The sequence below is a fragment of the Streptomyces sp. CC228A genome (genome assembly GCF_021390935.1).
GTDB lineage: Bacteria > Actinomycetota > Actinomycetes > Streptomycetales > Streptomycetaceae > Streptomyces.
Genome location: NZ_JAJPUI010000011.1, coordinates 1 through 23,588, shown reverse-complemented (window position 1 = coordinate 23,588; position 23,588 = coordinate 1). Strand labels below are relative to the sequence as shown.

General features: G+C 71.6%; 30 protein-coding genes. 28 read left to right on the top strand and 2 right to left on the bottom strand.

From position 1 onward, the window contains the following. The first annotated feature begins 140 nt into the window (after window positions 1–140). The 26 genes from L6E17_RS26060 to L6E17_RS25935 all read left to right on the top strand — a co-directional run bounded on the left by L6E17_RS26060 (window position 141) and on the right by L6E17_RS25935 (window position 20,838). The gene (locus L6E17_RS26060; RefSeq protein WP_236243142.1) at window positions 141–422 is read left to right on the top strand and encodes a hypothetical protein; all 282 of its coding nucleotides are present in this window, start codon (window positions 141–143) and stop codon (window positions 420–422) included. 16 nt (window positions 423–438) lie between these two features. Further along, window positions 439–798, top strand: coding sequence for a holin (locus L6E17_RS26055; protein ID WP_236243141.1), 360 nt, complete (start codon window positions 439–441; stop codon window positions 796–798). Between the two features lie 463 nt (window positions 799–1,261). Further along, window positions 1,262–1,726 carry a hypothetical protein gene (locus tag L6E17_RS26050; RefSeq protein ID WP_236243140.1) on the top strand — a complete coding sequence of 155 codons (465 nt, stop codon included), beginning with the start codon at window positions 1,262–1,264 and terminating at the stop codon, window positions 1,724–1,726. After that, a complete protein-coding gene (locus L6E17_RS26045; protein ID WP_151898279.1) occupies window positions 1,723–1,911 on the top strand; it encodes a hypothetical protein in 189 nt (62 codons plus the stop codon). The genes L6E17_RS26050 and L6E17_RS26045 overlap by 4 nt, the downstream gene beginning before the upstream one ends. Further along, a complete protein-coding gene (locus L6E17_RS26040; RefSeq protein WP_236243139.1) occupies window positions 1,898–3,532 on the top strand; it encodes a phage terminase family protein in 1,635 nt (544 codons plus the stop codon). Before L6E17_RS26045 ends, L6E17_RS26040 begins: the two co-directional genes overlap by 14 nt. A gap of 7 nt (window positions 3,533–3,539) precedes the next feature. Further along, window positions 3,540–4,922 carry a phage portal protein gene (locus tag L6E17_RS26035; protein WP_236243138.1) on the top strand — a complete coding sequence of 461 codons (1,383 nt, stop codon included), beginning with the start codon at window positions 3,540–3,542 and terminating at the stop codon, window positions 4,920–4,922. A 3-nt stretch (window positions 4,923–4,925) separates the two neighbouring features. Continuing rightward, the gene (locus L6E17_RS26030) at window positions 4,926–5,942 is read left to right on the top strand and encodes a hypothetical protein (protein ID WP_236243137.1); all 1,017 of its coding nucleotides are present in this window, start codon (window positions 4,926–4,928) and stop codon (window positions 5,940–5,942) included. A 48-nt stretch (window positions 5,943–5,990) separates the two neighbouring features. Further along, window positions 5,991–6,653, top strand: coding sequence for a hypothetical protein (locus L6E17_RS26025; protein WP_236243136.1), 663 nt, complete (start codon window positions 5,991–5,993; stop codon window positions 6,651–6,653). A 50-nt stretch (window positions 6,654–6,703) separates the two neighbouring features. Continuing rightward, entirely contained in the window at window positions 6,704–7,666 is a 963-nt protein-coding gene (locus L6E17_RS26020; protein ID WP_236243135.1) for a DUF5309 family protein, read from the top strand. A gap of 8 nt (window positions 7,667–7,674) precedes the next feature. Next, a complete protein-coding gene (locus tag L6E17_RS26015; RefSeq protein WP_236243134.1) occupies window positions 7,675–7,896 on the top strand; it encodes a hypothetical protein in 222 nt (73 codons plus the stop codon). A gap of 11 nt (window positions 7,897–7,907) precedes the next feature. After that, window positions 7,908–8,282 carry a hypothetical protein gene (locus L6E17_RS26010; protein ID WP_151898278.1) on the top strand — a complete coding sequence of 125 codons (375 nt, stop codon included), beginning with the start codon at window positions 7,908–7,910 and terminating at the stop codon, window positions 8,280–8,282. Next, window positions 8,279–8,695, top strand: coding sequence for a DUF6093 family protein (locus L6E17_RS26005; RefSeq protein WP_236243133.1), 417 nt, complete (start codon window positions 8,279–8,281; stop codon window positions 8,693–8,695). The genes L6E17_RS26010 and L6E17_RS26005 overlap by 4 nt, the downstream gene beginning before the upstream one ends. Further along, window positions 8,692–9,081, top strand: a complete 390-nt coding sequence (locus L6E17_RS26000) for a hypothetical protein (protein WP_236243132.1) — start codon at window positions 8,692–8,694, stop codon at window positions 9,079–9,081. The genes L6E17_RS26005 and L6E17_RS26000 overlap by 4 nt, the downstream gene beginning before the upstream one ends. Further along, complete coding sequence (locus tag L6E17_RS25995; RefSeq protein WP_236243131.1) at window positions 9,078–9,479, top strand: hypothetical protein; 402 nt, start codon at window positions 9,078–9,080, stop codon at window positions 9,477–9,479. The genes L6E17_RS26000 and L6E17_RS25995 overlap by 4 nt, the downstream gene beginning before the upstream one ends. Before the next feature lie 9 nt (window positions 9,480–9,488). Further along, on the top strand, window positions 9,489–9,818 hold the full coding sequence (locus L6E17_RS25990) for a hypothetical protein (protein ID WP_151898275.1): 330 nt from the start codon (window positions 9,489–9,491) through the stop codon (window positions 9,816–9,818). Window positions 9,819–9,887: 69 nt separating this feature from the next. After that, on the top strand, window positions 9,888–10,370 hold the full coding sequence (locus L6E17_RS25985) for a hypothetical protein (RefSeq protein WP_236243130.1): 483 nt from the start codon (window positions 9,888–9,890) through the stop codon (window positions 10,368–10,370). Beyond that, window positions 10,370–10,885 carry a hypothetical protein gene (locus tag L6E17_RS25980; RefSeq protein WP_236243129.1) on the top strand — a complete coding sequence of 172 codons (516 nt, stop codon included), beginning with the start codon at window positions 10,370–10,372 and terminating at the stop codon, window positions 10,883–10,885. The genes L6E17_RS25985 and L6E17_RS25980 overlap by 1 nt, the downstream gene beginning before the upstream one ends. A gap of 20 nt (window positions 10,886–10,905) precedes the next feature. Then, window positions 10,906–11,190 carry a hypothetical protein gene (locus L6E17_RS25975; RefSeq protein ID WP_236243128.1) on the top strand — a complete coding sequence of 95 codons (285 nt, stop codon included), beginning with the start codon at window positions 10,906–10,908 and terminating at the stop codon, window positions 11,188–11,190. Window positions 11,191–11,193: 3 nt separating this feature from the next. Continuing rightward, window positions 11,194–14,160: a phage tail tape measure protein gene (locus L6E17_RS25970; protein ID WP_236243127.1), complete on the top strand. Its 2,967-nt coding sequence runs from the start codon at window positions 11,194–11,196 to the stop codon at window positions 14,158–14,160. After that, window positions 14,161–15,402, top strand: a complete 1,242-nt coding sequence (locus L6E17_RS25965) for a phage tail domain-containing protein (protein ID WP_236243126.1) — start codon at window positions 14,161–14,163, stop codon at window positions 15,400–15,402. A 15-nt stretch (window positions 15,403–15,417) separates the two neighbouring features. Next, entirely contained in the window at window positions 15,418–16,560 is a 1,143-nt protein-coding gene (locus tag L6E17_RS25960) for a siphovirus ReqiPepy6 Gp37-like family protein (RefSeq protein WP_236243125.1), read from the top strand. Window positions 16,561–16,563: 3 nt separating this feature from the next. Further along, window positions 16,564–17,484, top strand: a complete 921-nt coding sequence (locus L6E17_RS25955; RefSeq protein WP_236243124.1) for a hypothetical protein — start codon at window positions 16,564–16,566, stop codon at window positions 17,482–17,484. Window positions 17,485–17,497: 13 nt separating this feature from the next. After that, window positions 17,498–19,126 carry an SGNH/GDSL hydrolase family protein gene (locus L6E17_RS31210; protein ID WP_236243123.1) on the top strand — a complete coding sequence of 543 codons (1,629 nt, stop codon included), beginning with the start codon at window positions 17,498–17,500 and terminating at the stop codon, window positions 19,124–19,126. 67 nt (window positions 19,127–19,193) lie between these two features. Further along, window positions 19,194–20,138, top strand: a complete 945-nt coding sequence (locus L6E17_RS25945) for a peptidoglycan recognition family protein (protein WP_236243122.1) — start codon at window positions 19,194–19,196, stop codon at window positions 20,136–20,138. A 5-nt stretch (window positions 20,139–20,143) separates the two neighbouring features. Further along, window positions 20,144–20,500: a hypothetical protein gene (locus L6E17_RS25940; RefSeq protein ID WP_236241175.1), complete on the top strand. Its 357-nt coding sequence runs from the start codon at window positions 20,144–20,146 to the stop codon at window positions 20,498–20,500. Between the two features lie 26 nt (window positions 20,501–20,526). Continuing rightward, window positions 20,527–20,838, top strand: coding sequence for a hypothetical protein (locus L6E17_RS25935; RefSeq protein WP_236241176.1), 312 nt, complete (start codon window positions 20,527–20,529; stop codon window positions 20,836–20,838). A gap of 170 nt (window positions 20,839–21,008) precedes the next feature. Here L6E17_RS25935 and L6E17_RS25930 read toward each other — a convergent pair whose 3' ends face one another. Beyond that, entirely contained in the window at window positions 21,009–21,227 is a 219-nt protein-coding gene (locus tag L6E17_RS25930) for a hypothetical protein (RefSeq protein WP_236241177.1), read from the bottom strand. After that, a complete protein-coding gene (locus L6E17_RS25925) occupies window positions 21,220–21,513 on the bottom strand; it encodes a hypothetical protein (RefSeq protein WP_236241178.1) in 294 nt (97 codons plus the stop codon). Before L6E17_RS25925 ends, L6E17_RS25930 begins: the two co-directional genes overlap by 8 nt. A 348-nt stretch (window positions 21,514–21,861) precedes the next feature. Between L6E17_RS25925 and L6E17_RS25920 the strand changes: the two genes are divergently transcribed. Together L6E17_RS25920 and L6E17_RS25915 are read left to right on the top strand one after the other, a co-directional pair. Then, window positions 21,862–23,094 (top strand): helix-turn-helix domain-containing protein, encoded by a 1,233-nt coding sequence (locus L6E17_RS25920; protein WP_236243121.1) that lies wholly within the window; start codon window positions 21,862–21,864, stop codon window positions 23,092–23,094. 104 nt (window positions 23,095–23,198) lie between these two features. After that, window positions 23,199–23,588: hypothetical protein (locus tag L6E17_RS25915; RefSeq protein WP_236243120.1), on the top strand; the 390-nt coding region annotated here is incomplete at its 3' end.

Sequence of the window (23,588 nt, the reverse complement as noted above, 5' to 3'; positions counted from 1 at the left end):
GCAGCGATCCATGCGCCACGATTTCCCCGTACAGCCATGCCCAAAAGCGGCAGGCGCACAGGCTTCCCGCAGGGCCCCGACCACCCACCCGGTCGGGGCCTTCGCCATTCCCCAGACACACCCCCACCACTGACGGCAGCATGACCCCCACAGCCACACCACCCCAGGGGGACACCATGCGCACCCGCACCACCACCGCCACCGTGCTGCTGCTCGCCGCACTCACCGGATGCAGCAGCAGCGAGCAGCCGAAGACCCAAGAGGAGATCGCAGCCCTCTGCGCCCCCGCTCTCAAGGCCCGCCCCGAAGGCGACACCAGCAAGCCGAAGGAATGCGAAGGGCTCACAGCCGACAACTACGACCTCCTCGTCATCAGCACCATCGCCGACGGCCTCGGCATCAGCGGCGGCACCACCAACTAGACACCCGGGAGGCCCCATGAGCTCCCGCACCCGCTACACCATCTGCACGGTCCCCGGCTGCCCCGAGTACACCAACCAGGGCGGCCGATGCCCCGACCACCGGCGCGAAGCCGAACGGCGGCGCGGAACCGCACGGCAACGCGGCTACGGCCGGCAGCACGAGCAGCGGTTCCGCGCCGGCGTCCTCGCCCGCGACCCGATCTGCGTCCTGTGCCACCAGGCCCCGTCCGTGCACGCAGACCACCATCCCCTCTCCCGGCGAGAGTTGGCCGAGCAGGGCGCAGACCCCAACGACCCGCGCCACGGCCGCGGCCTATGCGCCCCGTGCCACAACCGCGAGACCGCACGCAACCAGCCCGGAGGATGGGCCACCTAGCCCCACCGCCCTCCCCCACCCCCGGCCCCCACCCGGGCCCGCGCACAGCCGCACGCAGAGCAGGCCGCACCCCGCCCGCCCTCGGCCATGCGGCACCCGAGCTACCACCGCACACCCCCGGGTCTTGGACAGGGCTTCAGCGGGCCGTCCGGCAGGGCGCGGCGCGAAGCCGCCCACGTTGAGCTGCCGCACCGCACCACCACAGCAGCCCCAGCGCGCCAACCGCGGCTCGCACGCGCCCCATTCGGGCGGCAGCAGCAGCCCAGGAGAGCACCGAACGTGGTTGATCACAGCCGGTCGTCGCTCTGAGTTCATGATCGGGTGGGGGGAGACCCCCAATGATCATGCCCAGGGGACCGCCGGGGAGGGCCGCGCCTGGTCGGCCAGGTTCAGAGACCCCCAGGCCGTCACGCAACGTGATGGCCGACTCGATGCCGTGCAACGCGGCTGGAGGATGATGACGATGGCGAAGGGTGGTGCCCGAGCTCGTTCCGGACCGGCGCCCGACCCGGGCGCGCTGCGGCGCGAGCGGGATGCCGGGGAGTGGAAGATCCTGCCGGCGGAGGGCCGTCCCGGGCCCGCGCCGGACTGGCCGCTGACCGGGCAGACGGACCGGGAGGCGGAGCTGTGGGCTCGGCTGTGGCGTATGCCGCAGGCGGTCATGTGGGAGCGGTACGGGCAGGACATCGAGGTCGCTCTGTACGTGCGGCGCCTGGCTGAGGCGGAGGAGCCGGAGGCCGCGGTGACGCTCAACACGCTGGTGCGGCAGATGGCCGACTCGCTGGGGCTGACAACCCCGGGGATGCGGGCGGCTCGCTGGCGGATCGATGCTGGTGCTGACGAGGCGCCAGCCCCTGCCACGGGGCAACCGGCTGGCCGGGTGTCGGCACGGGCTCGGTTCAAGGTCGTCCCGGGGGAGGCGCGGTGACCGAGACAAGGCACGTCGTGCTGGCGAAGCCAGGGGACCTGCTGGTCTTCGGCAACATCGGCGAGGTCGACCAGGAATCGGCGCGGTTTCTCAGCGAGTACCTGCACGAGCGCCTGGGCATTGAGGTGGTGCTGTTCACGGGCGACATCGACATGGCCAGGCTGAAGCGCCGTGGCAAGGGCTGACGACGGGTCTTGGCCGGTCGACTTCCCCGCGCTGTTCGTGGTGCCGGACTGGATCACGCAGCACTGCCGGATCGAGTCCGTCGGCGGTCTGGGCGTGGGCCCGCAGCCGTTTGAGATGTACGACTGGCAGCTGCGCTGCACCGTCCACCACTACCGGGTCCGGCCCACAGCTGAGGTGGGTCAGCTGTCGACGGCGTTCCACTATCGGCGCTCGCAGGTGGTGGCCCCGCAGAAGTCTGGGAAGGGGCCGTGGACGGCGACGCTGGTGGCCGCGGAGGCAGTTGGGCCCGTGCTGTTCGCTGGCTGGGCTGAGGGCGGCGAGGTCTACGACTGCCGCCAGTACGGCTGCGGCTGCGGCTGGGGCTACGAGTACGAGCCCGGTGAGCCGATGGGCCGGCCGTGGACGCTGCCGCTGATCCAGATCACGGCCACGTCCGAGGACCAGACCGACAACGTGTACCGGCCGCTTCAGGCGATGATCCGCAACGGGCCGCTCGGCGAGCTCATGCGGGTCGGCGAGCAGTTCATTCGGCTGCCGAACGACGGCCGGATCGACGTCGTCACCAGCAGCGCCCAGTCGCGCCTCGGCAACCCGATCACGTTCGCCGTGCAGGACGAGACCGGCATCTGGACCGAGACGAACAAGATGACCAAGGTCGCCACGACGCAGCGCCGGGGCCTGGCCGGCATGTCGGGCCGGTCGCTGGAGACGACGAACGGCTGGGACCCGACTGAGGACTCGGTGGCCCAGCGGACCGCGGAGTCGAAGGTGCGGGACGTGTACCGGTTCCACCGGCTGCCGCCGGGTGGCCTGTCCTACGCGAACAAGGCGGAGCGGAGGAAGATCCACCGGCACGTGTACGCAGGGTCGACGCACATCGACTTGGACGCCATCGAGGGCGAGGCCGCGGAGCTGCTGGAGAAGGAGCCGGCGGAGGCCGAGCGGTTCTTCGGCAACCGCATCGTCGCCGGGTCGGGCACGTGGATGATGCAGGACCGGTGGGACGCCCGCGCGGAGCCCCGGAAGGTGCCGGACGGGGCCCGGATCGTCCTGGGCTTCGACGGGTCGGACATGGACGACTGGACCGTCATCCGGGCGGAGACGCTCGACGGGTACCAGTGGACTCCGGTGTACGGGCCGCGGTCGCTCCCGACGATGTGGGACCCGGCCGACTGGAACGGGCAGACGCCGCGCCTGGAGGTGGACGCGGCGGTGGACGAGCTGATGTCCCGCTACGACGTGGTGCGCTTCTACGGTGATCCGCCGTACTGGGAGAGCGAGATGGACGCCTGGGCCGCACGGTACGGAGAGAAGCGGGTGGTGCGCTGGTACACGAACCGGGTGGTGCAGATGCACGCCGCGTGCGAGCGGCTGCTGACGGACGTGGCGAAGGCTGACAGCCCGTTCCGGCACGACGGATGCGAGCAGACCTCCCTGCACGTGCGCAACGCGCGGGCGGCGGCGCGGCCGGGCGGCCGGTACGTGCTCCGCAAGGCGGGCCCAGCGCTGAAGATCGATGGCGCGGTGACATCCGTGATCACGCATGAGGCCGCGGGCGACGCCGTGGCCGCAGGGCTGAACAAGCCGAAGAAGTCGAGCCGGATGATCGTGATGAGGTGAGGTGACGGTGGTGGATCTCACCGACGACGAGTGGGCGGCCTACCTGGCCCGCTGCCACGACGGCGAGCTCGCGCAGCTCCAGGCCCTGAATGCGTCCTACGAAGGCGGGCAGCCGCTGGCGTACATGCACCCGGAGCTGCTGGCCGAGATCGGCGAACAGATCCGCCAGGTCGTCGTCAACTGGCCGCGGCTGGTGGTTGATGCGGTGGAGGAGCGCCTTGACGTTGAGGGGTTCCGCTACCCGGGCGCCGACGAGGCGGACGCTGAGCTGTGGCGGATCTGGCAGGCCAACGGCATGGACGAGCAGTCGCAGATGGCGCACGTGGACGCCCTGGTGATGCGGCGAGCGTTCCTGACCGTGGGCAGCAACCCGCGGGACGCGGACACGCCGCTGGTCACCGCCGAGTCCCCGCTGCAGATGTACGCAGACTTCGACCCGGCTACCCGGGAGGTCCGGGCGGCGCTGAAGCGCTGGAACGACGTGGACCCGTTCACGGGGGCGGTGCTGCACCGGCAGGCGACGCTGTACCGGCCGAACGCGACGGTGCACTACGAGGCTGCGGCGCCCGGGACATGGCGGGTCGTGGACCGCGATGACCACGAGCTGGGCGAGGCTCCGGTCGCGGTGCTGCCGAACCGGGGCCGGCTGCTGTGGCCGGGCGGGGTGTCGGAGCTGGCGGACGTGCTGCCGATCTCGGACGCGGCGTGCAAGATCGCCACGGACATGATGGTGTCCGCCGAGTACCACGCGATGCCCCGCAGGGTCGCGTTCGGCTTCGACCAGGAGGACTTCACCGACGAGACGGGACAGCCGGTGTCGGTCTGGTCCCGGCTGGCCGGCCGGATCTGGGCCACGGCGAAGGGCCGCAAGGAGGACGGCGCCGACGTCATCCAGTTCCCCGAGGCCCAGCTGAAGAACTTCCACGACACGATCGAGCTGCTGGCGCGGGTCGCCTCGGCCCTGGCCGCGCTGCCCCCGAACTACTTCGGCCTGGTCGCGGACGATGCCGCTTCGGCCGACGCGATCCGGTCACGCGAGGCCCGGCTGATCAAGCGGTGCGAGCGCAAGCAGGTGCCGCTGTCGGGCGGGTATGAGCGGATGAACCGCCTGGTGATGCGCATCAAGACCGGCGAGTGGGACCCGCAGCTGACCCAGCTGGAAACGCTGTGGCGCGACCCTGCCACGCCGACCGTGGCGCAGAAGGCGGACGCCTCGGTGAAGCTGGTGCAGGCCGGGATCATCCCCGTGGAACAGGCCCGCGAGGACCTGGGCTACACGGCCGGGCAGCTCAAGCGGATGCGGCAGATGGACGCCGACGCCCTCACGAGGCTGGGCTCGGTGGGGGACCTGGCTGCCGAGTTCGGGCCCAAGCCGACGCCGGAGGGCTGAGGCGTGCCGGACCTGGATGCCCTCGCCGTGGGGCACTACCGGCGGCAGCAGCGCCTTGTGCGGCGCGCGGTGGGGGCTGTGCAGCGACTGTGGAGGCGGATCGACCCGGCGGACATCACCGGTTCGTGGACTGCGGTGGCGCCCGTGTTGGTGGGCACGGTCGCCGCGGGGCAGTTCGAGGCGGCGAGCATGGCCGATCCGTATGTGGCGGCGGTCCTGGAGGCGGAGGGCGCCGAGAGCCGCCCGTCGGGCGTGGTGAGCGCGGCGGCGTTCGCGGGGCAGGCGTCCGACGGGCGGCCGCTGTCGTCGCTGCTGTACCAGCCGGTCATCGACTGGAAACTGCGGATCGCCGCGGGGCAGTCGGTGCGCGACGCCCAGCGGGGCGCCCTCGCCGGGGCGCTGCGGATCACGGCCACGCAGGTCGCGGATGCGGGGCGTACGGCGGTCGGCGCCTCGATGGCGGGGAACCGGACGATCCGCGGCTACATCCGGGTCGCTGCGGCGCCGTGCTGTGCGCGCTGCGCCATTCTGTCGGGCAAGGAGTTCGGGTGGAACGCCGGTTTCGCCCGTCACCCGCGGTGCGACTGCATCCACGTTCCGGCGACCCTGGTGGCGCGGGGCCGCGGCGGGCGGCTGCGCGTACCGGCCGCTCCGGGCCTGGTCACCGACGCGCGTGCCTATTTCAGCGGCCTGTCGCGGGCCGAGCAGGACCGGATCTTCACCCGTGCCGGGGCGCAGGCTATCCGGGACGGCGCGGACATCTCCAGCGTGGTCAACGCCCGCCGCGGCATGTACACCGCCGACGCCTACGGGCGCCGCGTGAGCGCGACACGCGAGGGCACCACCCGCCGTGGCGAGTTCTTCCGGCTGGAACGCGCCCGGGCCGTGGCCGCCGGGCAGACCACCCGAGCCGCGTTCCGGCTACGGGCCCCGCGGCTGATGCCGGAAGAGATCTACCGACTGGCCGACGACCGCGAGGACGCGATCCGCATGCTGCGCCGCTTCGGCTACCTGACCTGACCCGGGCGCAACGCCCGCGGTCCCCACCTCCTGCAACGGGAGCACCTGATGAGCACACCCGACGAACCGACCCCGAACCCCGCGGCCCCGCCGGCGGCAGACCCGCCGCCGAACCCTGCCGGCGACCCGCCGCAGCCGCCTGGCACTCCGGCGGGCCCGAGCGGCGACCTTCCGGAGGACAAGCCCCTCGGCCCGGCCGGGGAGAAGGCGCTGGCGGAGTGGAAGGCCCGCGCCCGGGCGGCGGAGAAGGAGCGGGCCGAGCATGCCGCGCGCCTGAAGGAGTTCGAGGACCGCGAGAAGACCGAGGCCCAGCGGCTCACGGAGGCTGCTCAGGCGGCCGAGGAGCGCGCCGCCAGGGCCACCCGCGCGGCCGTGGCCGCCAAGGTCGAGGCGCTGGCCGCCGGTACCTTCGCCGATCCGGAGGACGCCGTGGGCGCTCTGGACCCGGCGAAGTACGTGGACGACTCCGGCGTCATCGACGCCGATGCGATCCGCGCCGACCTGGCCGCGCTGCTGGAGCGCAAGCCGCACTGGGCGCGGGGCACCGGGCCTCGCACACCCCGCCCGGACCCCTCCCAGGGCCCGCGGCCGAACGGCACGCCTGGCGGCGTGGACGAGCAGATCGCGGCCGCGCAGGCCAAGGGCGACTGGCGCACGGTGCTGCGGCTGCAGAACAGCAAGCTCGCCGACGCGGGCAAGACCACCACCTGATCAGCGAGGGCAGGCGTACGGCCGAGCCCCCGAGACCGTAAGGAGTTCCCATGGCTGGGATCACCACGCTGGGCACGACGTACAACCTGCCCAACTACACCGGCATCCTCTACCAGCTCACCCCGTCGGACACCCCGTTCTTCTCGGCGATCGGCGGGCTGACGGGGGGCGGGCAGACCGACGCCATCGAGTTCGAGTGGCAGAGCTACGACCTGCGGGCGGCCGGGCAGAACACCCGCCTGGAGGGTGCCGACGCCCCCACCGAGGAGGAGCGCGTCCGCGCGAACGTCTCCAACATCGTTCAGATCCACCAGGAGACCGTGGGTGTCTCCTACACCAAGCTTGCCGCGACCCAGGCGAAGGCCGGCATCAACAACGCCGAGCGCAACCCGGTGCTCAACGAGCTGGACTGGCAGACCGAGCAGATGCTCAAGCAGATGGTCCGGGACATCGAGTACTCCTTCATCCAGGGCACCTACCAGAAGCCGGTCGACAACACGACCGCCCGGCAGACCCGCGGCATCCTCGCCGCGATCACCACCAACGTCATCGCCGCCGACGCCGGCGGAGGCGCCGCGGACGCCCTGACCGAGGCGTACGTCCTGAACCTGCTGCAGACGGTGTGGGAGAACGGCGGCATCCAGGAGTCTGAGACCGCGACCCTGATCTGCAACGCCTTCCAGAAGCGGCAGCTCACCGACATCTTCATCACGCAGAAGAACTACCGCGAGGAGTCCCGCAACATGGCGGGCGTCCGGGTCCAGACGATCGAGACGGACTTCGGGCGGCTGAACCTGATGCTGAACCGGCACATGCCGACCGACGAGGTCGCCGTGGTGTCGCTGGAGCAGTGCATGCCGGTCTACCAGGAGATCCCCGGCAAGGGGCACTTCTTCGCGGAGCCGCTGGCCAAGACCGGCGCGAAGGAGAAGGTGCAGCTGTACGGGGAGGTCGGCCTGAAGTACGGCAACGAGCGCGCCCACGGCAAGATCACCAACCTGACCACGAACTGAGGCTGAGGATGGCGACCTTCACCTGCGGCCGCTACCCGCATCTCCGCATCGGCCACGCCGTCCGGTTCACCGACGGCGTGGCCGAGGTCGACGCGGCTGACGCTCGGGCGCTGCGGGACTTCGCCCGGCAGCACCCCGACTACGGCATCACCGAGACCACCCCGCCGCCCGCGCCTGACGCGGCCCCGAAGAAGGCGCCCAGGCGGCGCTCTGGCGGCCGAGACGAGTAGGAGGTGGCGGCATGGCCGACTTCGCGACCGTGGAGGATCTGCGGGCCCGCCTCCTCGGCCGAGACCTCACCACGGACGAGGAGGCCAAGGCGCCGGCGCTGCTGACCGACGCGACAGCCATCATCCTGGCCCGCTTCCCCTACCTGGACCCCTTGGCGCCACCGCCCGTGGCGGTCGGCGTGTGCTGCGCGATGGTGCTGCGCGTCCTGCGCAATCCGTCCGGGCTGCGCACGGAAGCCATCGACGACTACAGCTACACGATCGACTCGTCCCGGTCCGCCGGGGAGCTGTACCTGACGCAGGAGGAAGCGCGCACGCTGAGGTCCACGCTCGGCGTGGTCTTCAGCATCACGCCTGGTGCCCCGGCTACGGAGGAGGAGGCATGACGCTCCAGTCTGCCCTGGCTGCGGGGCGGCGTGCCGCCGAGGCGCTGATGCTCGACACGATCACGCTGTACCGGCCGGGCGACGAGGTATTCGACCGGACCACCGGGCAGGTTGTGGCGGGGCCGCCCGAGGTGACGTTCTACACCGGGGTGGCGCGGGTGCGGGCGGCGCAGCTCGCGGACAGCGACGTGCAGGCCGGCGAGCAGGAGGTTGTGACGCGCCAGTACCGGGTCACGGTGCCGTTCTCCACGTTGCTGCCTGCGACGGGCGAGCGTCCTCGGCCCGGTGACGTGGTCGACGTGACGGCGTCCGAGGACCCCCGGCTGGTGGGGCTGCGGCTGTGGGTGACGGGCGTCCAGTACAGCGGCACGGCCACGGCGTGGCGGATCACTGCGGAGGACAGATCAGCATGATCAACGCGAACACTCGGCAACTTGACGCGCTCGCGGCTGTGTTCCGCACGAACGCGGTGCGGGCGCAGGCGCAGGCGGTCGCCGTGGTCAACCGGGGCGCGCTGAACGTCAAGCGCGGCTGGCAGGCCAACGCTCGGGCGACCGCGGGGCGGCACGCGCGCCTGTACCCGGCGAGCGTCTCCTACGACATGCGGCCGCACCCGGGCGGCGCCTCGGCAGAGATCGGCCCCGACAAGACCCGACCGCAGGGGGCGCTGGGAAACCTGCTGGAGTTCGGGTCGGTGAAGAACCCGCCGCACATGGACGGGGCGCGGGCGCTGGCTGCCGAGCAGGCCGCGTTCATGGCGCACGTGGCCGCGATCGGCGCGCAGATGGGGCGCGGGTGAGCAGCCCGGCCGTCCTGCCGCACCGGGACGCGGTGGTGGCGGCCCTGGAGGACATCGGGCTCACCGTCGGGGCCGGGCGGGCGCCGGATCCGGCGCCGGCGACGCAGATGTACGCGGTGGTGTACATGTCGCCCGGGCGGAGCCGGCCGGAGTCCCTCGCCGACCAGCGCACCAATTACGAGGGCCTGATGCAGGTCACCGCCGTCGGGCCGACGGAGGAGCGCTGCCTGTGGGTGGCCGACAAGGTGAGGTCGGCCCTGCATGCGGGGCTCTCCGTGGATGGGCGGCAGGCGTGGCGGCCCGAGGAGCTCGGCGGGCCGCCGATCGTCCGCGACGACGACGTGTCCCCGCCGCTGTACTTCGTCCCGATTCAGTACATGATCCGGTCCACGTCCTAGGAGGACCCTGTGGCCACACTGACCGTGCAGACCATCGGCGCGGGCGGGCTCAGCCCCACCTACGCGGCCGCCGACGTGGCCGGCGACAAGCTCAAGCCCGGCCGTACCACCTTCCTCCACGTCATCAACGCGGACGCCTCCCCGATCACGGTGACCATCGCGACGCCGGGCACCGTGTCGGGGCTGGCGATCGCGGACCGGGCCGTGACGGTGGACGCCTCGGACGAGCAGATGATCCCCATCCCCGCGGACCTGTACGGCGACCCCGCGGATTCGGGTCTGGCGAGCGTCTCCTACAGCTCCGTCACCAGCGTCACGGTCGCCGCCCTGCGCATCTGACCTGCCGCGCGATCCCCGTATGCCCCGCCTCTGGCCGGGGCTTTCCTTATGCCCTGAAGGAGGCACGCCATGTCCGACGTGATCGTCGACGGCAAGACCCGGGTGTACTGGGTCACCACCATCTCGTCCATCTCCGCACCGACCGTGGCCGAGCTCGACGCCGGCACCGACTTCACCGAGCGGATCACCCCGGACGGGCTGACCATCAGCCCGGAGACCGCGGACGTCGACAACTCCAGCCTGGCCTCGACGTTCACCACCAACCGCGCCGGCCGCCGCGCGTTCTCCATCGAGCTGACGTTCAAGCGGGGCGACACCGCGGGCGACGACCTGCCGTGGACGACGCTCACCTACCAGGCGACCGGCTACCTCGTGGTGCGGCGGATCCTGCCGTACACCACGGCGTGGGCGGCGTCGCAGGAGTGCGAGGTGTACCCGGTGGAGTGCGGTGAGCCGCAGCAGACCCCGCCCGCGGCGAACGAGGTCGCGAAGTTCATGTCGCCGATGAAGCTCACCAGCGAGCCGGACACGCGCGCGGTGGTGGCTGCCTGATGCCCGACATCAAGGACATCCTCGCCAAGGCCCGGCCGCGTGAGCTCACCGTCCGGGTGTGCCTGGCGGGCGACCTGGCAGCCGACGTCGATCGGCTCGAAGCTCAGCTGGCCGCGGTGTCGGAGTGGCGTGCGGACAGCATCGCCGACGAGCACCCGGGGCTGGCGATCGCCGAGCAGATCGCGGCCGCCCGCGAGCGCATGAAGGACGCCGAGGTGGAGTTCACGTTCCGGGCGCTGGGCGCGCAGGCGTGGAGCGACCTCGTCGCAGCCCACCCCGGCAAGACCGACGGCGACGCGTGGGACCCCGACACGCTCGCTCCCGCCCTCGTCGCCGCCTCCGCCGTCGATCCGGTCATGACCCAGGACGACGTGGACGAGCTGTTCGAGGCCCTCAACATGGGGCAGCGGCAGGCGCTCATGGACGCTGCCTGGCAGGTCAACGGGGAGGCCACCAGCGTCCCTTTCTCGCTGCACGCCTCCGCGATCCTCGCCTCCCGCACCGCCGAGAGGTAGAGACCGCGCGGGCCTGGGGCGTGCCCCGCTCGATCTTCCTCGGCCGGCCGATGCCCGGCCCCGGTGAGCCGCTGTGGCTGGAGGACGACCGGGCATGGGCCTACGCCCTGCACACCGTCGAAGCGGACCGCTGCCCCGACTGCCGCCAGCCCTGGGGCGAAGCCACCGACCCCGACAGCGAAGGGACCTGGCGGGCGGAAGTGATCCGCTGCCACTCCTGCGCCACCGCAGCGGCCGCCGTCGGCCGGTTCGAGAAGGACGGCGGCGACACACGCGGCCTGCACGTCCACGTCAGAAGGGGGTGACCCGTGGCTGTCCGTACCGTCAGCGTGACCCTCTTCGCGGACATCACCGCATTCCGGGCCGGGATGCGGGATGCGTCCCGGGCTGCGGCCCGCACGTCCACCGACATCCGCACCCGGATGCGGGAGGCGGGCGCCTCCATGAACCGGGTCGCCCAGAACCAGAAGACCACCCTCACCGCCATCCGCAACACCTCCGTCGGGCTGATCGCCGCGTTCGGTTTCGCCGTGGCCGCATCCGCCAGGTTCGAGAAGGCCATGGCGCAGGTCGCGGCGGTCACGCAGGCGTCGGCCGGGGAGATGGCCGGCCTGCGCGCCGCGGCCCTGGAGGCGGGCCGCACCACGGCGTACAGCGCCACCCAGGCGGCGGAGGCGGAGTTCGAGCTGGCGAAGGCCGGCATCAAGGTCGCAGACATCACCGGCGGCGCACTGAAGGGCGCCCTCAACCTCGCGGCGGCGGCGCAGATCGACCTGTCCGAGGCCGCGGAGATCTCCGCGACGACGATGACGGTGTTCGGGCTGAAGGGCCGCGATGTCGGTCACATCGCCGACGTGCTGGCCGCTGCCGCCAACAAGTCCGCGACGGACGTGCACCAGCTCGGCCTGTCCTTCAAGATGACGGCGCAGGTCGCGGCAATGACGGGCCTGACCTTGGAGGACACCACCGGCGCGATGGCACTGTTCGCGTCCGAGGGCCTGAAGGGCTCCGACGCCGGCACGTCGTTCAAGGTGATGTTGCAGCGGCTCACACCGCAGTCCAAAGAGGCCCAGGCCACCATGGACCGGCTCGGGTTCAGTGCCTACGACGCGAACGGAAACTTCGTCGGCCTCGAAGAGGTCGCCCAGCGGATGAAGACCGCGTTCAGCGGTCTGACCCCGGAGGCCCGCAACGCCGCCATGGGCGTGATCTTCGGCTCCGACGCGGTACGCGCCGCGGGCATCCTCTACAAGCACGGCGCCGAAGGCGTGCGCACCTACACGGACGCGGTCGACGACCAGGGGTACGCGGCCGCGGTCGCCCAGACCAAGATGAACCACCTGCTGGGCGACCTGCAGCTGTTGCAGAGCGCGCTGGAGGGGGCGCTGATCGAGTCCGGGACCGCGGCGAACGCGGCCCTTCGGGACATGGTGCAGTGGGTCACCCGGCTGGTGAACGCCTACAACGGGCTGCCGCCGTCCGTGCAGCAGACGGTCGGCATGATGACCGGCATCGTCGGCGTGCTCGGCCTCGTCGGCGCCTCCATCCTGCTGCTCCTGCCGCGCCTGATGCTGGTACGCCGCGAGCTCGTCGCGCTCGGCGTCACCGCGGCGGCGACCCGCTCTGCCCTGCTGACCCTGGGCCGACTCGGCCTGGTGCTGGGGGCGCTCAGCGCCGTGGCGTGGGGCGTGGACACGGTGGTGGGAGCGTTCGAGAAGGGCCCGCCCAACGTCACGAAGATGGCCAACTCTCTGGTGGACCTGGCCCAGAAGGGCAAGGCTGCTGGCGAACTCACGGCGACGTTCGGCAAGGATCTGGACGGGTTCGGTGAGGCGGTCGCCCGCATTGCCCACCCGGGCATGCTCGACCGCGTCGAGGACTTCATGTCCACGTTCGACCCCATGGCCGAGGGCGGGCCCAGCCTGGAGGCCGCCCGGCAGAAGGTCACGGCCCTGGACGATGCGCTCGCCTCGCTGGTGCAGTCCGGCGCCACGAAAGAGGCCGCCAAGGCGTTCAAGTCGATGGCGGAGCAGGCAGAGGCAAACGGAACCTCCACGGAGAAGCTGCGGACCCTACTGCCGAAGTACGCCGAAGCGCTCACCGCCGTCGACACGCAGAACAAGCTCACGGCCGGCAGCCAGGGCGAGCTGGCTGACGCCTCGCTGATCACCGCGGACGCGATGGCGGACGAGCGGTCCGAGGCCGAGAAACTGTCCGACGAACTCAAGGCCCTCAGCGGCGTGGCGATCGCCTCGGCCGAGGCGCAGATCGGGTTCGAGAGCAGCCTCGACCAGCTCACCGAGACCGTGAAGGAGAACGGCAAGAGCCTCGATGTCACGACGGAGAAGGGCCGCCAGGTCAAGGGCGCCTACCTCGACGCGGCGAAGGCCGCGATGTCGCATGCCGAGGCGGTGGCGGAGGAGACCGGATCGGTCGAGGCCGGCAACGCCGTGCTGGCCGCGAACGTCGCGTCCCTGCGCAAGACGATGGCGCAGGCCGGGTTCACCGAGGAGCAGATCGACGAGCTGACCGCGGCCTACGCCCGGCTGCCGGACTCCGCGCGGACGCACGTATCGGCGCCCGGCGCGGTCAAGGCTGCCCAGGAGGTGGACCGGCTCTTCATGGAGGTGGCGCACCTCCAGCCCGGCAAAACGGTCGTGATCAAGGCGCCGACCAAGGACGCGATCGCGTCCCTGCGGGCAGCAGGCTACGAGGTCAAGGCCATCCCCGGCAGCAAGAACGTGAAGGTGACGGCGCCGACCGGCACCGCGGTGGCGAACGCCCAGGCCCTGTGGCGGGAGCTGAACAAGCTGCGGGACAGGCAGATCACCGTGACCACGCACTACCGCATCACCGGGGACCGGGGGCACTCGCCCACAGGCGGTTTCCAGTTCAAGGCGGGTGGCGGGCCCGTCCGCCGCTACGCCGCCGGCGGGGTCGTGCAGGGCTTCCCGGGCGGCGGCGCTGTCTTCGGGGCAGGCAGCAGCACGTCCGACAGCATCCCCGCGATGCTGTCGAACGGTGAGTTCGTGATCCGCGCGGCCGCCGTGCGCCGGTACGGGATGCATCTGTTCGACTCGCTCAACCAGATGTCGGCGCCGCTGCCGGCCCGCATGTTCCCCGCCCAGCCCGCGGCAGCGACCACGGGTGGGGCACCGCCGGGCCCCCAGGTCACCTACAACGTGTACCCCCGCAAATCCGTCATCGACGCCTCCGATCTGCGGCTGCTGCAGCGGCAGGAGGAGGCCCGCGCCAGGGTGGGGAGGCCGCGATAGATGCCCATCATCACCTCGGCCGGGGTGGTCGAGCAGCCCCCGGTCCTCGTGCCGAGCATCGGCTACATCTCCGCCACCTACTACGACCCCGCCGGCGGGGTGTGGCCGCTGACCTCCCGGCAGCTGGGCTGGTACACCCTGGCTGACGGGGTGTCGGGGCTGGGCGCGGCGCCCAGGGAACTGACGACGGACCCGCACCCCCGGGGCGGGTCGCGGCTGCGTCACGCGCAGCCCCTGTCCCGGGCGATCGTGTGGCCCCTGCACGTCTACGGGGACACGCACCTGGAGTTCGTGGACCGGTGGCGGTCGCTTGCGCGAGCCTTCGCGCGCACCCTGCGCGAGGGGCCCGGGGTCCTGGAGATCGCCCGCCCTGACGGTGGCCGCCGCCGTATCGACGTGTACTACCAGGACGGCTTCGACGGGCAGGGCAGCCGTAACGCGTCCAGCAGCACCTACGACAGCGCGATCATCACCCTGTACTGCGAGGACCCGTTCTGGTACGACCCGACGCCGCGGGTGGTGCACCGCGAGTCCGGCAGCGGCGAGGACTACCTGCAGCCGTACCCGTCGGTGTCCTCCTCGCAGGTCCTCGGCGCCACGACGGTGACCAATCCGGGTGATGAGCAGGTGTGGCCGGAATGGACGATCACCGGACCCGCCTCGCTGGTGACGTTCACCCGCAGCGACACGGGCGACGAGTTCGTGCTGGATCCGTCGCTGGTGTCGGGGTCGCTGCTGGCGACGGAGCAGGTCGTCGTGACCACTGACCCGCCGCGGGTACGGAAGCTCACGGCGGAGGTGCAGACGGTCGACCTGGGCGCCGCGTCCGCGGGCAGCGTCACGATTCAGTTCGATGGGAAGACGACGGGCAGCATCGCCTACGACGCGGACGCCGCGACCGTGCAGGCCGCGCTGGAGGCCCTGCCCAACGTCGAGCCGGGGGACGTGACGGTGTCCGGCGGGCCCCTGCCCGCGGCTGTGACCCTGTCGTTCGCTGGGCAGTACCTCGGCGTGGACGTGCCGGAGGTGACTGTCACTCCAACCGGCCTGACCGGCGGCACCGTCACCGTCACCACCGTCACCGAGGGCGGCACCGCGAACTGGGTGGGCGCCCTGAACTGGCCGTCCGCGGTGCTGTGGCCACTGGACCCCGGCGACAACGACGTGGTGTTCCAGCTCGACGGCGCCGGGACTGGCTCGGCCGTGGACCTCTCGTTCAACCCCCGCTACGAGACCGCCTGACGAGGGGAGGCCCTGGTGGCGATACAGCTCCTGATCACCGACGAGGATCTCGCCGTCCAAGGCGACCCGCTGGCCAGCTGGACGAGCGTGGACGTCACCCGGCGGTTCAACGAGCCCGCGTCCGGGTCGGTGACCCTGCCCGCGGACGACGCGGTCATGGAGCAGCTCCAGCCCGGCGCCCGGCTCGTCGTGATCCGGGACGGCACGATCTGGTGTGCCGGGCCGCTGGAGATCCCGCAGGACTACACCTGGACGGTCGGCGCTGACCCCGGCGAGGTCACCCTGTACTTCAGCGACGACCTTGTCCGCCCGGCCGGGTATCTGACGTGGCCGGACCCGGCGGCGGCGTGGTCGGCGCAGCCGGACACCCACCGGCAGATCACCAGCACCAACGCCGAGACCATCATCCGCACCCTGATCAGCGAGAACTGCGGGCCGGGCGCGTTGACGGCCCGGCAGATCCCGAACCTCGCGCTCGCGGCCGCGGCAGGTGTCGGCACGACGACCTCGGTGAGCACCCGTTTCGAGGGCCTGCTGGAAACCTGCCGCAGGGTCGCGATCGATGGCGGCGGCCTCGGCTTCCACACCCGCCAGACCGCCACCGAGGTGGAGTTCGAGGTGTACCAGCCGGCCGACCTCACGGCGACCGCCCGGTTCAGCAGGGGCCTGGGCAACCTGCGCGCCGTCACCTACAAGCAGAGCGCGCCGACGGTCACCCACGCGCTGGTCACGGGCTCCGATCAGGCCACCCCCCGCACCTACGTGGAGGTCGACGACTCGGCCGCGGCGTCCGCCTGGTGGCGCGTGGAGAAGCTCATCAGCGCCTCCGCCGACGACGACACCAACGGCGAGCTCACCCAGGAGGGCACCGCCGCACTGGCGGAGGGCGCCGCCCCCGTCGAGCTCGCCACCGTCACCGTCGACACCCCCGACCTGCGGGCCGGCGTCGACTTCGACCTGGGCGACCGGGTGACGGTCGAGCTGCGGTCCGGGCTGGAGGTCACGGACCTGGTCCGATCGATTCACCTGCAGGCCACGCCGAACAGCGGCGAGTACGTGTCGTCGCTGGTGGGGTCGCCGGAGGCCACATCCGACCCGCAGATGGTGCGGCTGGTACGCGAGCTGGGCCGCAGGCTCGGCCGCCTGGAAGCGAGGTAGATCATGGCTCAGGACTCCTGGCCGTCCCCGAATCACAGCAGCAGGAACGTCACCGACGCCGAGTACGAGCGGATCGCCGCCCGCTTCTCGGACGATGGGGTGGACGGCTCGCCGGCGGATACTGCGGTCGTGTCGGCCGGGGTCGGCCTGCAGGTGGTGGTGCGCTCGGGGGTGTACGCGTCGGTGCGCGGCCACGCCTGGTACTCGGGGGCGGTCGATGACACCCTCGCCATCGCCTCCAACTCCAGCGGGTCGACGCGGGTGGACCGGGTGGTGCTGCAGCTGGACCGGGCGACGTGGGACGTGCGCGCAGTCGTCGTGCAGGGCACGCCTGGGTCCGGGGCTCCGGCGCTGACGCAGGACACGGGCTCGTCGGGCGAGTACGAGATCCCCCTCGCGCAGGTCACGGTGCCGGATGCTGCGGCGTCGGTGACGGTGTCGCGGGGTGAGCAGTACGTCGGCGGCCGGTCGCGGCCGTGCACGTCGTCGACTCGGCCGCCGAACCCGCGGCGCGGCGACCAGATCTACGAGACGGACACGGGCCGCTGGTACGGGTGGACGGGCGCGTCGTGGGTGCTGACCTACGAGGACACGGGCGAGGTGGCGCTGGGTGCCGGCTACTCGTCGTGGCAGGACCAGGGCAGTGCGGTCGGCCGGAGGATCGGCAACACGGTGACGCTGCGCATCTCGAAGATCCGCAAACTCGCCTACCTGCGGCGGGACGATGCGGCGTCGCTGCTGGCTCAGGTGCCCGCGACGCTCCGGCCGATCGCCCGCAACCACTACTACGCGTGCCAGTTCTCCAACGGCGCCTCGGGCCGGGTGGAGGTGCTGACCGACGGCGGCATGTGGGTGAACTGCCTGTCCGCGGATGTCAGTCCGGACATCACGTTGAGCCTGACCATGACCTACCTGCGGTACTGAGAGGTGACGATCTGTGGCTAGGCATCGGTTCGGCGGCATCGCCGACTACGTGATCTCCCGCGGTACCGACGACGTGGCGACACTCGAACCCGGCACCGTAGTGACCTGCTGGAACGCGTCGTCCGGCGGGACGCAGTACACCGACCTCACCGAGGTCGACGGGGTCACACCGATCGTGACCCTCACCGCCGATACCGAGGGCGCGGTGCCCGAGTTCATGGGCCCGGACGGGGTGCGGTCGCTGTACCTGGACGCCAACGGGGGTGCCGGGCCGCGGCGCCGCAGCGTCGCCACGGACATCGGCGAGGACCTGACGGACGTGGAGTCCGGCATCACCGCCCTCCAGGGCAGTCTGCTCGACAAGACCACGATCGCCGCGAAGGGCGACATCTTGGTCGGTACGGCGGCGGCGACGGCGGCCCGGGTGGGTGTGGCGTCGGACGGGATGCTGCTGTTGGCGGACTCGCTCCAGGCGGCGGGGGTGCGGTGGGGGGCGGGGTGGCGGCGCCGGGACCTGCCGGATCCGCTGCTGGCGGACGCGGTGTCGGCGGAGGCGCCGACCATCACGGTGACGCAGCAGTCGACCTCGACGATCGCGTCGGCGCAGGCGCTGTTGCCGCCGGACACGGGCCCGTTCCTCTACCTGGGCGCGGGCGACTTCGAGTTCGGGGCGGCGTTCCCGGACACGACGCTGTACCTGCCGACTTCGAGGTACCCCAACACGTACTCGTCCGGACAGTCGAACTGGGCGGTCGAGTTCGCCACCGACGCGGCCGAGTTCGAGATCATGTTTAAGTACATCTCGTCCGCCACGAAGTACCGGCTCACCGTCGATGGGCGGAAGGTCACCGATCTCGCACAGCTCACCGGGGCAAGCTCCGCGGGATCCCGCCACGTGCTGAAGGTCGCGTTCGCAAGCGCCACCCCGCGGCGCATCCGGTTCGACTTCACGACGATGCCGTTCGGTGGCCTCTACCTGGAGCCGGGCGCGACGGCGTGGCGGCCGACCTCGCAGGGCGGCCGGCTCGGGGTCCTCGGGGACAGCATCAGCGACGGCTCGTCGGAGAACACCGGCGCGGGCATCGGCACCTGGGTCTACCGGGCTGGGCGGCTGCTGGGCTGCACGGACGTGTGGGACCAGGCCCGGGGCGGCACCGGCTACATCACCCCCGGCAGCTACACGACGTTCGCGAACCGGGTCGCCGGGGACATCGCGCCGTACAGCTTCGACCGGCTCATCGTGTGGGGCGGCTACAACGACTCCGGCGGCGACCAGGGTGCGATCGGTACCGCGGCGGAGGCGCTGTACGGGCAGCTGCTCGGCGAGGTGGTGCCGGGTGGTGAGGTGGTCGTGATCGGCTGCTGGTCGCCGGTCGGGAGCCCGCCGGACCCGGGGACGCTGCGGAGCACGGACGCGACGCTGAAGGCGGCGGCGCTGGCCGCGGGGGTGCCGTTCATCTCGCCGATCACCGGGGAGGTCTACAGCGCGACGGGCGTGCTGCTGGATTCCCAGGGCGAGTGGATCACCACGGAGAACGCATCCTCGTACGTCGGTGGGGACGGGGTCCACCCGACCGACGACGGCCACGCCTACCTGGCGCGCCGGATTGTGGAGGCCCTCAAGGTCCTCATGCCCGCCTGATCGTCACCCTGCCGACCGCCCCGCCGCCGCCTGGCGCCGGGGCTTCCTGATGCCCAAGGAGGGCCTCATGGACTTCGTCTCCCGCCAAGATCTGGGGCTTCCCCCGACCAGTCCCGCGGCGTACCTCGCGTCGACGCGGGGGGTGAAGGTCCACTACCTCGGCACGGCCTACACCTCCCGGACGCACGATGGGTGCGCGGCCTACGTGCGGCAGGTGCGGTCCGCGCATCTGGCGAACACCGCCGAGAACTACGTGGACGTGGCGTACAACCTGCTGGTGTGCGAGCACGGCGCGGTGTTCGAGGGGCGGGGCGCGCACCGCCGTAGCGGCGCCAACGGCAGCGCGGACCTCAACCGCGCGCACTACGCGGTGTGCGCGCTGCTCGGCTCCTCCGGCCTCACCAAGCCGCCCGACGCGATGCTGCGCGGGCTGCGGGACGCCATCGACTACCTGCGCCGCGAGGGCGCCGCGGGCGACGAGGTCCTCGGCCACCGCGACGGCCACCCCACCTCGTGCCCCGGGGAGCCGCTGTACGCGTGGGTGCGGGCCGGGGCCCCGCGGCCGGCTGACCCCACACCCGTCGCGGGCCTGCCGCCGGATCCCGCCCCTGTCGAGGAGGACCTGATGCCCGTACCCGCTGTGCTGCTGGAGTCCCTGCCGGGCGGCCCCGTACTGCCTGGGGGTGAGTGGCTGGAGCTGCCGGCCGCGGAGGACACGGTGATTCTGCGGGGGCCGTGCGTGTACGCGGTCACGGCCACGGTGGAGCTGTCCGGGGTGCCGGCGGGCGCCCGGCCGCGGCTCATGTTCAGCCACGTCGACATCGCGACGCGGCGCCGGTACCGGCGGCTGGCGGTGGATCTGCCGCAGCGCGCGGGGGAGGTGACAGGGCAGGTGTCGGCTTCCGGCCGACTGCCCCGCGGCCAGTACCTGAAGGTCCAGGCGCTTGCCGAGGTGGACGGGGTGTCTGTGTCGCATCGCACGATCGAGGGCCTGTACTGGCCGGAGGGATGACCATCATGAATCTGCTCGCATCCGCACTTCGCACCCTGGTCCCGCTGCTGGTGGGCTGGGTAGTGACCGTGACCGAGGCGCTCGGTATCGAGGTCGACTCGGTGGCGGTGGCCGGCGGCGTGATGGCCGCGGTGACCGCGGCCTACTACCTGCTGCTCCGCCTCGCCGAGCAGCTGGCCGAACGGCTGGAGTGGGAACCGCTGCGGCTGGCGGCGGGGGTGCTGCTGGGCTGGGCCCGGCCGCCGTCCTACGAGGCGCCGCCGCCCGCGGGGACTATGCGCGTGCACCTCAACGCGGACACGTTCGCTGAGGAGCTGCGCGAGGCGATCCGCCGCAACATCTACCTCGGGGACCGCTCGTGACGCCGTCCCCAACCGGGATACCCGCGGTGGATTTCCTGCTGGTGTGGGGTGGTGCGGCGACGGTGCTGGGCGGGGCGGCGACGATGGCGTGGCGGTCGGTCGCGGGCGCCCGCCGTCTCGCCGGCCGCCTGAACGAGGTGATCGACGACTGGTCCGGCACGCCGCCGCGACCCGGGGTCCCGGCCCGGCCGGGGGTGATGGAGCGGCTGGGCGGGATCGAGCAGCGCCTCACCGCGGTCGAGCACGAGCTGAACCCCAACTCCGGGGCGAGCCTGCGGGACGCCGTGGACCGCGTGGACATCCGCACCGCCCGACTCTGCCCCGAGGAGGCCGATTAGGCGTGGAGTGGTCCTCGGTCGGCCCTCTCCGCGCGAGCGGAGGTGACCCGGACTGCCGCGACAGGACGTGCGGTGCACACGAGGGGCCGGCCTGCGTGACCTGTTGCCCGCGCGAGCGGTGTGATTCCGCCCCCTGCCCTCCCCTCATGGGGAGAGTGGGGGCGGTTTCGTCATGTCGGTGCCTGGCCGGATCGTGCGCCCTGCCCGGGGCGGCCGCGGTGGGCGGACTGGACGTCGTCGGCCGGGTACAGGGCCTGTGCGCGACGGCTGACCGGGTGCGGGCGGAACTCGGCCGGGCCGATGCCCCACCGGCCGAGCTGGCGCCGGGCGCTGGCCGGCTTGATGCCGAGGTACTCGCTGACCTGGTCGATGGTCCACAGCTCAGGCATAGGTGGCGGCCAGGGCGTCGCGGATCTCCTGGGCGGTCTCGTCGGAGATGACGAGCCAGTGGTCGCGGTCGAGGTCGCTGGGGTTGTAGGCGTCGAGCTCGGGGCGGGCGGGGCGGCGGTGGAGGATGATGCCCTCGCCGTCGGCGGCGATGAGGTCGTCGAGCATGGCGTGGATGGCGTTGTGGGCGTCCTGGCGGCTGAGGTTGTGGGCCTCCTGGATGTCGTCGAGGAGGTCGTAGGTGGCGATGGTGCGGCCGTGGGTCTGGGCGTAGATCTCGGTGGTCATGGTGTCTCCCTGGTGGGCGGTGGTCCCTGACACCCATAACCTTGCCGCACGTGCGGCAAAGTGTCAAGGCGTCACATCACCGCCACCTTCAGTGCTACCGTCGATTTGGCCCCGGCAACGGAGCGCTGCTCCCCGCACGCGCGGGGATGACCCGTCGATGACCTCGGCTGATGCGCTGAGTCCCGACTGCTCCCCGCTCTCGCGGGGATTCGCTTCGCCCCCTGCTCTCCTTTGGGAGGGCAGGGGGCGATTTCGTCATGCCCGGGGGCAGGAGCCTGCTGTCAACACCCCTGTCGGACGATCTCTGCCGCGTCCTACTCTGGCAGTCCGCACCGCGATGGGGGCACGATGAGCAATTCAGAGCACATCGGACAGCGCATCCGCGAAGTCCGCAAGATCAGGCAGATGACCGTCCGGCAGCTCGCCGGGAAAATCCACATGAGCCCGGGAGCGCTGGGGAAGTACGAGAGCGGAGAACGTAACCCGGCTCCCGGCGTGATCGCCCAGATCGCCCGCGCACTCAACGTGGGCCCCGACCGACTGACCGGGCAGCCCTACTGGAACGGAGCCGAAACCGCCGAGCAGATCCAGGCAGTCATCCCCGATCTGAGGCGCGTACTCCTCACCTACGACAACCCGGACGATCTCCTGTTGGAGCCCCGCCCACTGGCCGTCCTGGCCGCCGAGATGGATCACATCTCCCAGATGCGTCAGGACGGCAAGTACGTGGCCATGGGGCCGCTGCTGCCGGGGCTTCTATCCGAGCTGACGCATACCGCCCTTGAGGCCCGTGACTCGCGCGAGCAGGCGCAGGCGTACTGGTGGCTCGCTCGCGGCTACCGTGCCACGAACAGCCTGGCCCACAAGCTGGGCTACCACGACCTCAGCCTCACCGCGATCGAGCGCTTCCGCTGGGCCGCAGGCCATACCGCGGACCCCATGCTGAAGACGACGGGCGCCTACCTGAAGGCCGGCGCCATGGTGCGCATGGGCGCCTACGGATCAGCACGGCGAGTGCTGGAGGCGCTGGAGGGCGAGATTGAGCGCATGGCTCCAGAGCGGTCGCTGCCGCCGGCGTACATGGCGGTGCAGGGCGCGGTCCTGCTGAAGCTGGCCGTGCTGGAGGCCCGCGACGGCCGGCCGGAGCAAGCGCAGCAGCGGCTCGCGCAGGCACGGGTCAACGCGGAGTGGCTGCGGCGGGACACGACGCATTACGAGATGTCGTTCGGTCCGACGAACGTTCGGATCCACGAAGTGGCCGCGATGATCGATATGGGGGACACCGAGCAGGCCCTCGCCCGGCTGCGGGAGTGGGGAGCCGAGCAGGACCGGGACGAGTGGGAGCTGCCAGCCGGGATCGTGGCGGAGCGAGCCAGCCACCACCACATCGATGTCGCTGCTGCGCGGCTGGCGGAAGGGGACCGTGTCGGCGCGCACAGGAACCTGGTGAAGGCGCGCGAGCTGTCCCCGAACCACGTTCGCTTCCACCCGACGGTGCGATCGACGGCGGCGGCGCTGGTGCGTCTGGACCGCAGCCAGGACGACACCCTCGCAGGGTTCGCCCGCTGGGCTGGCGTCTGACACCCTGTCAAGCCGTTCCCGGAAGAATCATCCCCCCACTTTGGGGCGAACGGCCCCACTACCGTCCGGCACGATTCCCTCACTCACCGAGAGGGGATCGTGCCGTGTCCGTTTCACCAACCGCCTGGCTCGCCCAGGCCGACCCCGACCCTGACCGCGCGTCACGCTGGCTCGCCCAGGCCGCCGTCGTCGTCCTCCCCGTCGGCACCTCGTGGGACGCCGTGAAGGTCCCGCGCGAGCTGGGCGCCGGCATCGAGCTGGCCCGCATCACGGGCCCCGTGATCCACGACCCCCACGGCGCGGTCCTGTACTTCCTCGTGCCGCCAGGCACCCGCGGCACATGGGCCGTGGACGGGACGGAATGCCTGAGCGCCGGGACGTGGCTGTCGGCCCCCGCGCCGACCGTGACGGTCCCGCCGGGGCCGCACTGGCTGCGCCCGCCCGCAGGTGACGGGGCGCTCACCGACCCGGCCGCGCTCGCTGCGGAGCTCCAG

Excerpts from the sequence above, each read along its gene's own strand:
- L6E17_RS25920 (WP_236243121.1), top strand. The coding sequence starts at position 21,862 with ATGAGCAATTCAGAGCACATCGGACAGCGCATCCGCGAAGTCCGCAAG.
- L6E17_RS25930 (WP_236241177.1), bottom strand. The coding sequence starts at position 21,227 with ATGCCTGAGCTGTGGACCATCGACCAGGTCAGCGAGTACCTCGGCATC.
- L6E17_RS26005 (WP_236243133.1), top strand. The coding sequence starts at position 8,279 with ATGACGCTCCAGTCTGCCCTGGCTGCGGGGCGGCGTGCCGCCGAGGCG.
- L6E17_RS26055 (WP_236243141.1), top strand. The coding sequence starts at position 439 with ATGAGCTCCCGCACCCGCTACACCATCTGCACGGTCCCCGGCTGCCCC.
- L6E17_RS25985 (WP_236243130.1), top strand. The coding sequence starts at position 9,888 with ATGTCCGACGTGATCGTCGACGGCAAGACCCGGGTGTACTGGGTCACC.
- L6E17_RS26020 (WP_236243135.1), top strand. The coding sequence starts at position 6,704 with ATGGCTGGGATCACCACGCTGGGCACGACGTACAACCTGCCCAACTAC.
- L6E17_RS25980 (WP_236243129.1), top strand. The coding sequence starts at position 10,370 with ATGCCCGACATCAAGGACATCCTCGCCAAGGCCCGGCCGCGTGAGCTC.
- L6E17_RS26015 (WP_236243134.1), top strand. The coding sequence starts at position 7,675 with ATGGCGACCTTCACCTGCGGCCGCTACCCGCATCTCCGCATCGGCCAC.
- L6E17_RS26060 (WP_236243142.1), top strand. The coding sequence starts at position 141 with ATGACCCCCACAGCCACACCACCCCAGGGGGACACCATGCGCACCCGC.
- L6E17_RS26050 (WP_236243140.1), top strand. The coding sequence starts at position 1,262 with ATGGCGAAGGGTGGTGCCCGAGCTCGTTCCGGACCGGCGCCCGACCCG.
- L6E17_RS25965 (WP_236243126.1), top strand. The coding sequence starts at position 14,161 with ATGCCCATCATCACCTCGGCCGGGGTGGTCGAGCAGCCCCCGGTCCTC.
- L6E17_RS25940 (WP_236241175.1), top strand. The coding sequence starts at position 20,144 with ATGAATCTGCTCGCATCCGCACTTCGCACCCTGGTCCCGCTGCTGGTG.
- L6E17_RS26000 (WP_236243132.1), top strand. The coding sequence starts at position 8,692 with ATGATCAACGCGAACACTCGGCAACTTGACGCGCTCGCGGCTGTGTTC.
- L6E17_RS26025 (WP_236243136.1), top strand. The coding sequence starts at position 5,991 with ATGAGCACACCCGACGAACCGACCCCGAACCCCGCGGCCCCGCCGGCG.
- L6E17_RS25955 (WP_236243124.1), top strand. The coding sequence starts at position 16,564 with ATGGCTCAGGACTCCTGGCCGTCCCCGAATCACAGCAGCAGGAACGTC.
- L6E17_RS25945 (WP_236243122.1), top strand. The coding sequence starts at position 19,194 with ATGGACTTCGTCTCCCGCCAAGATCTGGGGCTTCCCCCGACCAGTCCC.
- L6E17_RS25925 (WP_236241178.1), bottom strand. The coding sequence starts at position 21,513 with ATGACCACCGAGATCTACGCCCAGACCCACGGCCGCACCATCGCCACC.
- L6E17_RS26010 (WP_151898278.1), top strand. The coding sequence starts at position 7,908 with ATGGCCGACTTCGCGACCGTGGAGGATCTGCGGGCCCGCCTCCTCGGC.